At 69.8% G+C, this 12,101-nt stretch carries 8 protein-coding genes; 2 read left to right on the top strand and 6 right to left on the bottom strand.

What is annotated here, in order from left to right; all coding sequences use genetic code 11:
• Window positions 1–11 precede the first annotated feature (11 nt).
• Genes ugpQ through ugpB form a run of 5 tightly spaced genes read right to left on the bottom strand, consistent with a single transcriptional unit; the run spans window position 12 to window position 4,987 of the window.
• Window positions 12–764, bottom strand: coding sequence for a glycerophosphodiester phosphodiesterase (gene ugpQ / locus AC2EAQ_RS07185; RefSeq protein WP_484641286.1), 753 nt, complete (start codon window positions 762–764; stop codon window positions 12–14).
• 2 nt (window positions 765–766) lie between these two features.
• Window positions 767–1,828: a sn-glycerol-3-phosphate ABC transporter ATP-binding protein UgpC gene (gene ugpC, locus AC2EAQ_RS07180; protein WP_484641282.1), complete on the bottom strand. Its 1,062-nt coding sequence runs from the start codon at window positions 1,826–1,828 to the stop codon at window positions 767–769.
• A gap of 12 nt (window positions 1,829–1,840) precedes the next feature.
• Window positions 1,841–2,710 (bottom strand): sn-glycerol-3-phosphate ABC transporter permease UgpE, encoded by an 870-nt coding sequence (ugpE, locus tag AC2EAQ_RS07175; protein ID WP_484641278.1) that lies wholly within the window; start codon window positions 2,708–2,710, stop codon window positions 1,841–1,843.
• Between the two features lie 6 nt (window positions 2,711–2,716).
• Entirely contained in the window at window positions 2,717–3,601 is an 885-nt protein-coding gene (ugpA, locus tag AC2EAQ_RS07170; RefSeq protein WP_484641275.1) for a sn-glycerol-3-phosphate ABC transporter permease UgpA, read from the bottom strand.
• Window positions 3,602–3,661: 60 nt separating this feature from the next.
• Complete coding sequence (ugpB, locus tag AC2EAQ_RS07165) at window positions 3,662–4,987, bottom strand: sn-glycerol-3-phosphate ABC transporter substrate-binding protein UgpB (RefSeq protein ID WP_484641273.1); 1,326 nt, start codon at window positions 4,985–4,987, stop codon at window positions 3,662–3,664.
• A 210-nt stretch (window positions 4,988–5,197) separates the two neighbouring features.
• Here ugpB and AC2EAQ_RS07160 point away from each other — a divergent pair, with 210 nt between their 5' ends.
• On the top strand, window positions 5,198–9,118 hold the full coding sequence (locus AC2EAQ_RS07160) for a DUF3683 domain-containing protein (RefSeq protein ID WP_484641271.1): 3,921 nt from the start codon (window positions 5,198–5,200) through the stop codon (window positions 9,116–9,118).
• Between the two features lie 124 nt (window positions 9,119–9,242).
• Window positions 9,243–9,926, top strand: coding sequence for an exosortase-associated protein EpsI, B-type (gene epsI, locus AC2EAQ_RS07155; protein ID WP_484641269.1), 684 nt, complete (start codon window positions 9,243–9,245; stop codon window positions 9,924–9,926).
• A gap of 42 nt (window positions 9,927–9,968) precedes the next feature.
• Here epsI and AC2EAQ_RS07150 read toward each other — a convergent pair whose 3' ends face one another.
• Complete coding sequence (locus AC2EAQ_RS07150) at window positions 9,969–12,041, bottom strand: putative bifunctional diguanylate cyclase/phosphodiesterase (RefSeq protein ID WP_484641267.1); 2,073 nt, start codon at window positions 12,039–12,041, stop codon at window positions 9,969–9,971.
• Window positions 12,042–12,101: the final 60 nt, after the last annotated feature.

Genomic DNA, 12,101 nt, shown 5'->3' with positions numbered 1-12,101 from the left:
TCCGGGCGGCCTCAGCCCGCGCTGCACAAGGCCGGCGCGAAGCGATCCACCGCGTCGGTGCACACGCCGTCCAGGCCCCAGGCGAGCAGGTTGCGCGCGGCAGCCTCGTCGTTGACCGTGTAGGCCATGGCCCACAGCCCTGCGGCGTGCAGGCGCTCGATCATCGCGGCGTCGTACAGCCGGTAGTTGGCGACCACCGCCACCGCGCCGAGCGACTGCGCGGCCTCGAACCAGCCGTCGAACAGCGTGTCGATCAGCAGACCCCGCGGCAGTTCGGGGGCTGACTCGCGAGCGCCTTGCAACGCCGCGACCTGGAAGGACGTGAGCAGCGGCGGCACTACGCCGCGGCCGCCCCACAGCCGGGCCGCAGCCCGCGCCACGGCCAGGCCGGTGGCATGCTCGGTGCCCGGCGTCGGCTTGATCTCGATGTCCAGCGCGAAGCCGTTGGCGAGGCAGTAGGCAGCGATGTTGTCGAAGCTCGGGATCGGCTCGCCCGCATAGGCCCGGCTGTGCCACGAGCCGGCGTCCAGTTGCGACAGCGCGGACCAGGGCAGGTCGCCCGCGGTGCCGCGGCCATTGGTCGTGCGCTCGAGCGTCGCGTCGTGCAGCAGGAAGGGCACGCCGTCGGCCGCGAGCTTCACGTCGCACTCGAACATCGTGTAGCCGTGGTTCGCGCCGAGCCGGAACGCCGCCAGCGTGTTCTCCGGCGCCAGCTTTCCCGCGCCGCGGTGGGCGATCCACAGGGGCCAGGGCGAGGACTTCATCGTCAGGCCACGCGCTGCTGCGTTTGCGGATCGAACCAGTGCAGGTGCGCCGCGCCGGTGACGACGTTCAACACGCTGCCCGCGGCAGGCGCCGGCAGCGTCGCGTCCAGTCGCACGACGAAGGCCGCATCGCCGAGCCTGCTGTAGATGAGGCGCTCGGCGCCGAGCATCTCGACCACCTCGACCTTCAGGTCCCAGCCGCTGGCCGCCGGCTCGGCGTGCTCCGGTCGCACGCCCAGCAGCAGCCTGCCGTTGCGCGGCGCCGGCGCGGGCAGGGCCAGCGTGGCCCCGCCGACGCGAAAGCTCATGCCGTCGGCCTCGCCTTCGAGCAGATTCATCGGCGGGCTGCCGATGAAGCCGGCGACGAAGGTGGTGGCCGGGCGGTAGTAGACCTCCTCCGGTGTGCCGATCTGCTCCATGCGGCCCGCGTTCATCACGAGCATGCGCTGGGCCAGCGTCATCGCCTCGACCTGGTCGTGGGTCACAAACAGCGACGTGACGCCCATCTCGCCGTGCAGCTTCTGGATCTCCAGGCGCGTCTGCGCGCGCAGCTTGGCATCGAGGTTGGACAGCGGTTCGTCGAACAGGAACACCGCCGGCTGACGCACGATCGCGCGGCCCATCGCCACGCGCTGGCGCTGGCCACCGGAGAGCTGGCGCGGCTTGCGGTCCAGCAGGTGCGAGAGCTCGAGCGTCTTGGCGGCCTTCTCGACGCGAGCGCGCACCTCGGCCTCGGGCACCTTGCGGATGCGCAGGCCGTAGGCCATGTTGCTGAAGACGTCGAAGTGCGGGTAGAGCGCGTAGTTCTGGAACACCATCGCGATGTCGCGCTCGGACGCGTCGACCTGGTTGACGACGCGCCCGCCGATGGCGATCTCGCCGCCGCTGATGTCTTCCAGGCCCGCCACCATGCGCAGCAGCGTGCTCTTGCCGCAGCCCGAGGGGCCGACGATGACGACGAACTCGCCGTCGTTGATCTCGGCCGTGACGCCATGGATCACCTTGTTGGCCTTCGGGCCGGCTCCATAGGTCTTCTCGACGTTGCGCAGCGATATCGCACCCATGTTCTTGTCCTTCTATTTCTCGCTGTCGACCAGGCCCTTGACGAACCAGCGCCGCATCAGCACCACCACCAGCGCAGGCGGCAGCACCGCGAGCAGGGTGGTGGCCATGACATGGTTCCAGTTGGTGATGCCCGAGTCGGTCGAGATCATCTTCGTGATGCCCACGACGATCGTGTCCAGACGGTTCTCTGTGGTGATCAGCAGCGGCCAGAGGTACTGGTTCCAGCCGTAGATGAACAGGATCACCGCGAGCGCCGCGATGTTGGTGGCCGACAGCGGCAGCACCACGTCCTTGAAGAATCGCAAGGGGCCGGCGCCGTCGATGCGCGCGGCCTCCACCAGCTCGTCGGGAATCGTCAGGAAGAACTGGCGGAAGAGCAGGGTGCCCGTCGCACTGGCGATCAGCGGCAGCGTCAGCCCGGTCATCGTGTTGATCAGGCCCAGGTCGCTCACCACCTCGTAGGTCGGCAGGATGCGCACTTCCACCGGCAGCATCAGGGTGATGAAGATCATCCAGAAGAAGAACATGCGCCCGGGGAAGCGGAAGAACACGACCGCGTAGGCCGAGATGATCGACACCGCGATCTTGCCCGCGGTGATGATGATCGCCATCAGGAAGCTGTTCCACATCAGCTGCCACACCGGCGGCGACAGGTGGGTGCCGGTGGCGCCCTGGATCAGGACATGGGCGTAGTTGTTCAGCGCCTCGGTGCCGGGGATCAGCGGCATCGGCGACTGCAGCACGTCCTGCGACGACAGCGTGGAAGCGACGAAGGCGATGTAGAGCGGGAAGGCCGTGATCGCGATGCCCACCCACAGCACCAGGTGGGGCAGCCAGTCGGTGGCGGCGCTCGGCGATCGGGCTGGGTTGCTGGCGGTCATCGCGGCTCAGTTGTAGTGCACGCGCTTCTCGACGAAGCGGAACTGGATCATGGTCAGCGCGATCACGATGGCCATCAGCACCGCCGACTGCGCGGCCGAGCCGCCGAGATCCAGGTTCTGGATGCCGTCCTTGTAGACCTTGTAGACCAGGGTTTCGGTGGCGTTGGCCGGGCCGCCCTGGGTGACGGCGCTGATGACGCCGAAGGTGTCGAAGAAGGCGTAGACCAGACCCACCACGAGCAGGAAGAAGGTGGTGGGCGACAGCAGCGGGAAGACGATGGTCCAGAAGCGGCGCATCGGCCGGGCGCCGTCGATCGCCGCCGCCTCGAGCAGGCTCTTCGGGATCGCCTGCAGCCCGGCGAGGAAGAAGAGGAAGTTGTAGGCCACCTGCTTCCACGCGGAGGCCAGGATCACGAGCGCCATCGCGTGGCCGCCATCGAGCACCGGGTTCCAGGCGATACCCAGCTGCTTCAGCGCCCACGACAGCACGCCGATCGAGGGATTGAACATGAACAGCCACAGCACGCCGGCCACCGCCGGGGCCACCGCGTAGGGCACCAGCATCGCCGTGGTGTAGGCGGTGGAGCCCTTGATCACCCGGTCGGCCATCACGGCCAGCAGGAGCGCCGGCAGCATTGCCAGCAAGGTGACCGCCAGCGAGAAGTAGAACGTGCGCCAGACGGCGCTCAGGTAGTCCGGGTCCTCGAGGATCTGGCGGTAGTTGTCGAACCCTACGAAGCGCACGGACTGGCCGAACGGGTCCTGTTGCAGGAACGACATGTAGAGCGCCTGCCCGCCCGGCCAGAAGAAGAACACCAGCGTGATCGCGATCTGCGGCGCGAGCAGCAGGTAGGGCAGGCCCTTCTGCGAGAAGACGACTTTGCGTTCCATGGCGGCGCGAAAACGACGCGGCGGCCGCAGGGCCGCCGCGTGCTCGTCACTCGGGACGGGTCACAGCGTGCTGCGCTCGAACGCGCGCAGCAGCGCGTTGCCGCGCCGCTCGAAGTTGCGCATGGCATCGCCAGCGGACTGCTTGCCCTGCAGCGCCTTCTCGACTTCCTCGTGGTAGACGTCGCGGATCTCGGTCCAGCGGCCGAAGCGGTAGCCGTTGGTGTTCTCGCCCTTGTTGCCTTCGATCAGCGACAGGATCGGCACGTCGCGGCCCGGGTTCTTGGCGAAGAAGCCCTCGTCCTTCATCGCCTTGAACGAAGAGTTCGTCGCAGGCAGGAAGCCGGTCGTCTTGGCCCACTCGGTCATCACCTTGTCGCTGCGGAGGTAGTTCAGGAACGCGGCGACGGCACGGAACTCGGCGTCAGTGCGGTTGGGGCTGTTGAACACCCAGAGCGAAGCGCCGCCGATCGTGCTGGCGTAAGGCGCGCCCTTCACGTCGGGCCAGTACGGCAGCTGGGCCACGCCGAACTGGAACTTCGCGCCCTGCGCGATCGCGCCCAGGCCGCCGGAGCTCTGGGTCAGCATCGCGCACTCGCCAGAGATGAACTTCACCGCGGCGTCGTTGCTGCGGCCGCCGTAGTCGAAGCTCTTGTCCTTCTGCATGTCGACCAGGGTCTGCACCTGACGGACCAGCACCGGGTTGTTCGCCACGTTCAGCGACGCGTCCAGGCCGCCGCGGCCATTGCCGTTGGTGCCGAACGCGATGTTGTGGCGAGACGCCATCTGCTCCAGCTGCACCCAGGCCAGCCAGGTGGTGGTGTAGCCGCAGGCGGCGGAATTGGTCGAGCGGATCTTCTTGGCCGCTTCGATCAGCTGCGGCCAGGTCTGAGGCGGCTTCTCGGGGTCGAGGCCGGCCTTCTTGAAGGCGTCCTTGTTGTAGAACAGCACCGTCGTCGACACGTTGAACGGCATCGACAGAAGGCTGCCGTCCTTCAGGCCGTAGTAGCCGCGGGCCGGGGCGATGAAGTCGGCCGGGTTGAACTGCATGCCGGCGCGCTTGAACACCTCGGACACCGGCACGATGGCGTTCTTGGCCGCGACCATGTCGCCCGAACCGGCGTCGAACATCTGCATGATGTGCGGCGGGTTGCCGGCGCGGAACGCAGCCACCGCGGCGGCACGCTGCTCCGGGTACTGACCCTTGAACGAGACGACGACGCGGTAGTCGTTCTGGCTCTTGTTGAAGTCGTCGCCGAAGCGCGCCAGCAACTCGCCGTTGCGTTCGGTCAGGCCCATCCACATCTGGATCTCGGTGCGCTGCTGCGCAACGGCGGGCAGTGCGGCGCAGGCCAGAGCGGCGGCCGCGAGCGTGGTCTGGATCTTCATGGTGCGTGTCCCCTTGTACTCAGGTTGGAGCTGGCCGTTAGTATCCGGCCATTGTGTGACAGTCGCATTGGCGCCGCGATGCGGCCACGCTGGCAATCCGGGATAGCACCCGCGTAGGGTCAACGCCTAGCGGCCGGTGCCCTGCGGTTAGGATAAACCCTTTGTTGTTCTGCCGTGCGCGATGCCGCACGACAGCAAGCGCCACCGATCATGAATGCACCGCTGATCTTGCCTGCGAGCGAAGCACTCGCAGAGGCCGAGGCCACGGCCCCGCGCCTGCGCGAGATCCCGTACAACTACACGTCGTTCTCCGACCGCGAGATCGTCATCCGGCTGCTGGGCGCGCGGGCCTGGGACATCCTGGACAGGCTGCGCGGCGAGCGACGTACGGGCCGCTCGGCGCGCATGCTCTACGAGGTGCTGGGCGACATCTGGGTAGTGCAGCGCAATCCCTACCTCGAGGACGACCTGCTCGACAACCCGCGCCGGCGCGCCGCGCTGATCGACGCGCTGCACCACCGCCTGCGCGAGATCGAGAAGCGCCGCAGCACCGCGGCGGACGGCGAGTCCGCCGAGCGCGACGCGCTGGTGGGCGAGCTGCTGGTCGCTGCGCGGGCCGCGGTCGAGCAGTTCGCCGCCCATTTCCGCGAGGTGTGGGACCTGCGCAAGGCCGCGCGCCGCGTGCTCGGTCGCGCCACCGCGCGCGACAACATCAAGTTCGACGGCCTGTCGCGCGTGTCGCACGTGACCGACGCCACCGACTGGCGCGTCGAGATGCCCTTCGTGGTGCTCACGCCCGACAGCGAGGCCGAGATGGCCGGCCTGGTGGCCGGTTGCGTCGAGCTCGGGCTGACGATCATCCCGCGCGGCGGCGGCACCGGCTACACCGGCGGTGCCGTGCCGCTGACCTGGAAGAGCGCCGTCATCAACACCGAGAAGCTCGAGGCGATGAGCGAGGTGGAGATGGTGCAGCTGCCCGGCGTGGACCGGCCGGTGGCCACCGTGTTCAGCGAGGCCGGCGTGGTGACCCAGCGCGTGGCCGACGCGGCCGAGCGCGCCGGCCACGTGTTCGCCGTGGACCCGACCAGCGCCGAGGCCAGCTGCATCGGCGGCAACATCGCGATGAACGCCGGCGGCAAGAAGGCCGTGCTGTGGGGCACGGCACTGGACAACCTCGCCTCCTGGCGCATGGTCACGCCTGACGCGAAGTGGCTCGAGGTGGTGCGCCTGGGCCACAACCTGGGCAAGATCCACGACGCGCCGACGGCGTCGTTCGAGCTGCGCTACTTCGACGCCTCGGGCAAGCGGCTGGAGCGCACCGAGCGCCTGGACATCCCCGGCAGCACCTTCCGCAAGGAGGGCCTGGGCAAGGACGTCACCGACAAGTTCCTCGCCGGCCTGCCCGGCGTGCAGAAGGAAGGCTGCGACGGCATCATCACCAGCGCGCGCTGGGTGGTGCACCGCATGCCGGCGCACGTGCGCACGGTGTGCCTGGAGTTCTTCGGCAACGCCAAGGACGCCGTGCCCTCCATCGTCGACATCAAGGACTACATGTTCGAGCAGGCGCGCCAGCCCGGCGGCGCGATCCTGGCCGGCCTGGAGCACCTGGACGACCGCTATCTCAAGGCCGTGGGCTACGCCACCAAGAGCAAGCGCGGCCGCCTGCCCAAGATGGTGCTGGTGGGCGACATCGTCGGCGACGACGAGGCGGCCGTGGCGCGCGCCACCAGCGAGGTGGTGCGCCTGGCCAACACCCGCCACGGCGAGGGCTTCGTCGCGGTCAGCGCCGACGCGCGCAAGAAGTTCTGGCTCGACCGCAAGCGCACCGCCGCGATCGCGCGCCACACCAACGCCTTCAAGATCAACGAGGACGTGGTGATCCCGCTCGAGCGCATGGGCGAGTACACCAACGGCATCGAGCGCATCAACGTCGAGCTGAGCCTGCGCAACAAGCTCGAGCTGGTGGACGCGCTGGAGGACTTCTTCCGCCGCGGCGCGCTGCCGCTCGGGCGCAGCGACGATGCCGGCGACATCCCCAGCGCCGAGCTGCTGGAAGACCGCGTGCAGCAGGCGCTGGCCCTGCTGTCCGACGTGCGCGCGCTGTGGAGCGGCTGGCTCGCCGGGCTGGACCAGGCGCAGCCCGGGCAGGGCGGCGACACCTTCTTCGCGCTGCTGCAGGACGACCGCCTGCGCGCGTCCTGGAAGACGCAGATCCTCAAGCCGCTGCAGCAGGTGTTCGCCGGCGCCGCCTTCGAGCTGCTGCTGGGCGAATGCCGCCGCATCCACCAGGAAGTGCTGCGCGGCAGGGTCTGGGTGGCGCTGCACATGCATGCCGGCGACGGCAACGTGCACACCAACATCCCGGTCAACAGCGACAACTACGCGATGCTGCAGCGGGCCCACGACGCGGTGGGCCGGATCATGGCGCTGGCGCGCAGCCTGGGCGGCGTGATCTCCGGCGAGCACGGCATCGGCATCACCAAGCTGGAGTTCCTGTCCGACGCCGAGCTGTCCGGCTTCGCCGACTACAAGCGGCGCGTCGATCCCGAGGGCCGCTTCAACAAGGGCAAGCTGCTGCGCGGCGCTACGGGCGACGCGGCCACCTTCGCGTCCGACCTGTCGGCGGCCTACACGCCGAGCTTCGGGCTGATGGGGCACGAGTCGCTGATCATGCAGCGCAGCGACATCGGCGCCATCAGCGACTCGATCAAGGACTGCCTGCGTTGCGGCAAGTGCAAGCCGGTGTGCGCGACCCACGTGCCGCGCGCCAACCTGCTGTACAGCCCGCGCAACAAGATCCTCGCCACCTCGCTGCTGATCGAGGCCTTCCTGTACGAGGAGCAGACGCGGCGCGGCATCAGCATCCGCCACTGGGAGGAGTTCGAGGACGTCGCCGACCACTGCACCGTGTGCCACAAGTGCGAGTCGCCGTGCCCGGTGAAGATCGACTTCGGCGACGTGTCGATGAACATGCGCAACCTGCTGCGCAAGATGGGCCACAAGACCTGGCGCCCCGGCAATGCCGCGGCGATGCTGTTCCTCAACGCGACGAACCCGCAGACGATCAAGGCGATGCGCTCGGCGATGGTGGGCGTCGGCTTCAAGGTGCAGCGCTTTGCCAACCGCATGCTGGCCCTGGCGGCACGGCGCCAGACCGCCGCGCCGCCGGCCACCGTCGGCCGCGCGCCGGTGCGCGAGCAGGTGATCCACTTCATCAACAAGAAGATGCCCGGCGGGCTGCCCAAGCGCACGGCGCGCGCACTGCTGGACATCGAGGACGCGGACTACGTGCCGATCATCCGCGACCCGGCCGTCACGACGGCCGAGACGGAGGCGGTGTTCTATTTCCCCGGCTGCGGCTCCGAGCGCCTGTTCAGCCAGGTCGGGCTGGCTACGCAGGCCATGCTGTGGCATGCCGGCGTGCAGACGGTGCTGCCGCCGGGCTACCTGTGCTGCGGCTACCCGCAGCGCGGCAGCGGCCAGTTCGACCGCGCCGAGCAGATGATCACCGACAACCGGGTGCTGTTCCACCGCGTGGCCAACACGCTGAACTACCTCGACATCCGCACCGTGGTGGTGTCCTGCGGCACCTGCTACGACCAGCTCCAGGGCTACCGCTTCGAGGACATCTTCCCCGGCTGCCGCATCGTGGACATCCACGAGTACCTGCTGGAAAAGGGCATCACGCTCGGCGGTGGCGCGGGCGCCTACCTGTACCACGATCCCTGCCACAGCCCGATGAAGCTGCAGGACCCGATGAAGACGGTCAAGGCGCTGGTGGGGCCGCAGGTGGTCAAGAGCGAGCGCTGCTGCGGCGAGAGCGGCACGCTGGGCGTGACGCGGCCCGACATCAGCACCCAGGTGCGCTTCCGCAAGGAAGAGGAACTGCGCCGCGGCGAGGCCGCGCTGCGCGCGTCGGGGGCGGTGGCGCCCCAGGGCGACGTGAAGATCCTGACTTCGTGCCCGAGCTGCCTGCAGGGCCTGCAGCGCTACGGCGACGATCTTGCCAACGGCCTGCTCGAGGCCGACTACATCGTGGTCGAGATGGCCCGCAACATCCTCGGCCCGGACTGGCTGCCGCAGTACGTGGCGCGCGCCAACGCCGGCGGCATCGAGCGCGTGCTGGTCTGACCCCCGCAGGCACGGGGCTCGCGGCCGTGAGGCAGTTCACGGTCGGCGCGCAGGGCCTCTCCCGCGGCGGCGGCCGCCCCGATAATCCGCGCGACCCGCCTGTGCGGGATGGGGCGGCACGGGCATGACACTCAAGCTTGCGATCACGATGGCGGTGCTCATGTGCACGGCGTCGGTGGCCGCCGTGGTCGCCCGTCCGACGGCGCGCACGGTCGCCACGGAACCCGCGATCCTGCTCGACGCCGCCATCCCGAAGGCGTTTCCCGGCTGGCGCGAGGAGCCGTCGCGTGCGGTGCAGGTGGTCAACCCGCAGCTGCAGGCCGCGCTCGACAGGCTCTACAGCCAGACGCTGACACGCACCTACGTCAACGACAGCGGCTACCGCGTGATGCTGTCGCTGGCCTATGGCGACGACCAGCGCGGCGGGCTTCAGGCGCACAAGCCGGAGGTCTGCTACCCGGCGCAGGGCTTCAACCTGCGCCGCAACGAGGCCGGCGAGCTGGCGACGACCTTCGGCCGCGTGCCGGTGCGCCGGCTCGACACCCAGCTGGGCAGCCGGCTTGAACCCGTCACCTACTGGTTCGCCTTCGGCGACCAGGTCGTCAGCGGCCGCTTCGAGCAGCGGCTCACCGAACTGAGGCTGGGTTTCGAGGGCAAGGTGCCGCACGGCCTGCTGTTCCGCGTGTCGTCGATCGACGGCGACGCCCAGTCGGCCTACCGGGAGCAGGAGCGCTTCGTCAACGACCTGCTGTCGGCCATGACCCCGCGCGACCGCCTTCAGGTGATCGGCCAGGCCGCAGGAACCTGACGCCGGTTTCGCGCCGGTGCCACAGGGGGCGCCGCCGGGGCGTCAGTGCAGCGCGGCCGGCGCGGGCTTGACGGCCCGGCGCTCGGGCCGGCGCTCGTCGGCGTCGGAGCCCACGTACAGCGACGCCCGGAACGCGTCCTCGTCGCGGTTGCGGGCTTCCAGCGCCCAGTCCAGCAGGTCGGCGGCCGTCATCGGCTGCGCGAACAGGTAGCCCTGCAGCTCGTCGCAGCGCATCTCGGTCAGGATGCGGCGCTGGCGCAGCGTCTCCACGCCTTCGGCCACGACGCGCTTGCCCAGCGCATGGGCCAGCTTGACCACGGCGTCGACCACGGCGCGCGCGTCGGCACTGCGCTCGAGGTCCATCACGAAGCTGCGGTCGATCTTCACCTCGCTGGCCGGCAGGCTGCGCAGGTAGGCCAGGCTCGAGTAGCCGGTGCCGAAGTCGTCGATCGAGATGTGCACGCCGACCTCGCCGAGCTGGGCGAACGTGGCCTGCGTGGCCTGGGTGTTCTCCATCGCCAGCGTCTCAGTGATCTCGCAGGTCAGCCGCGCCGGGTCGATGCGGTAGCGTTCCAGCACGGCGCGGATGCGCCGGGCCAGGTCGGGCTGCCGCATGTGCTGCGCCGACAGGTTGATCGCCACGCGCATGTTCAGGCCGCGGTCGGCCCACACGCGCGCCTGGCGGCAGGCATGCTCGATGACCCAGTCGCCCAGCCGCGCCACCAGGCCGAAGCGCTCGGCCAGGGACACGAACACCGCCGGCGGCACTTCGCCGCGCACCGGGTGGCGCCAGCGCAGCAGCGCCTCGGCGGCCGTGATCTGGCCGCTGGCCGCCTCGATCTTGGGCTGGAACACCAGCACCAGCTCGTCGTGCTCGAGCGCATGGCGGAAGTCGCGCAGCAGCTCCATGTCCTCGGCCAGGTCGCCTTCCATTGCCGCGTCGTAGAAGGCGAAGCGGGCGCCGCCGCCGCGCTTGGCGGCCTGCATCGCCAGGTCGCTGCGGGCGGCCAGGCGCTCGCCGTCGCCGTCCTGCGGGTACCGCGCCACGCCGACCGAGCAGGTCAGCACGATCTCGCGCGTGCCGAACCGGAACGGCTGGCCGATCGTGTCGATCACCGAGCGGGCGAGCTTCTCCAGCGCCAGCAGGGCTGGCTGCTCGGGCAGCACGATCACGAACTCGTCGGCGCTCTGGCGTGCGAGCAGGCCGCTGTCGGGCACCAGCGGGCGCAGCCGGGCGGCTACCTGCTTGAGCAACTGGTCGCCCATGGCGTGGCCGAAGCTCACGTTCACCGGCTTGAAGCCGTCGAGGTTGACGGTGACCACCGCGAAGCCCTGGCGGTCCACCGTGCTGGCCGCCAGCTCCTTGGTCAGCCGGGCCTCGAGGGCGGCCCGGTTGGGCAGCCCGGTCAGCGCGTCCACCGTCTGGCGCGTGCCGCCCAGGCCGTGCATTTCCTGGCGCTGGCGCCGCAGCTGGCGCAGCGCCATCACGAGATAACTCCCGAAGGCGGCCAGCATCAGCATCGGTGGCCAGCCGCCCAGCGCAGGCGGCGTCCCCGGCACCGTGTCGCGCCACACCAGGGCCAGCACCCCGCCGGCCACCAGCAGCGCGGCACCGCCACGCCGCAGCAGCGACAGCGTCGTGCGCGTCAGCGGCAGGTACAGCGCCTTCAGGCTCAGCGTCAGCCCCAGGCCCGCCAGCAGCACGCCGCCCGTGCTCAGGTTGACCCCCTGGCCCGGCAGCGCCTGGAGCGTCGAGGCCAGCGCGAGTGCCGCCAGGAGCGTCCCGGCCAGGCTCGGCAGGTGGCGCCGGTCGCGCCAGGGCGCCCGTCCCGGCAGGCGGCACAGGTGCAGCGCCAGGGCGGCGAAGCACATGGCCACCGCCAGCACCTTGGGGGCGTCGGTGCCCCCGTGGCCGGCCACCGCCTGCCAGCCGATCCACCACAGGGCGGCCAGGCCGATGCCCGTGGCCAGCACCCCGACCTGGGCACTGCGCGACGAGCCCAGGGACCCGCTTTCGTCCGACACGGCCGCGCTCAGCCAGAGCATGCCCACGCCGACGATCAGCGCCAGGGGCAGGCTCCACGACGCAGCGTTCAGCACGAGTTCGGGGTTCATGGGCAGCCGGCCGATTCTTCTCGGCCCGGGGCGTCCTGGGGGGATGCCCCCCCTTCGTCG

The organism is Aquabacterium sp. T101 (assembly GCF_057219775.1).
This window is presented reverse-complemented; position numbering and strand designations above follow the sequence as displayed.

Coding starts and splice junctions, on each gene's coding strand:
- ugpQ (WP_484641286.1), bottom strand. CDS start 764: ATGAAGTCCTCGCCCTGGCCCCTGTGGATCGCCCACCGCGGCGCGGGA.
- ugpC (WP_484641282.1), bottom strand. CDS start 1,828: ATGGGTGCGATATCGCTGCGCAACGTCGAGAAGACCTATGGAGCCGGC.
- ugpE (WP_484641278.1), bottom strand. CDS start 2,710: ATGACCGCCAGCAACCCAGCCCGATCGCCGAGCGCCGCCACCGACTGG.
- ugpA (WP_484641275.1), bottom strand. CDS start 3,601: ATGGAACGCAAAGTCGTCTTCTCGCAGAAGGGCCTGCCCTACCTGCTG.
- ugpB (WP_484641273.1), bottom strand. CDS start 4,987: ATGAAGATCCAGACCACGCTCGCGGCCGCCGCTCTGGCCTGCGCCGCA.
- AC2EAQ_RS07160 (WP_484641271.1), top strand. CDS start 5,198: ATGAATGCACCGCTGATCTTGCCTGCGAGCGAAGCACTCGCAGAGGCC.
- epsI (WP_484641269.1), top strand. CDS start 9,243: ATGACACTCAAGCTTGCGATCACGATGGCGGTGCTCATGTGCACGGCG.
- AC2EAQ_RS07150 (WP_484641267.1), bottom strand. CDS start 12,041: ATGAACCCCGAACTCGTGCTGAACGCTGCGTCGTGGAGCCTGCCCCTG.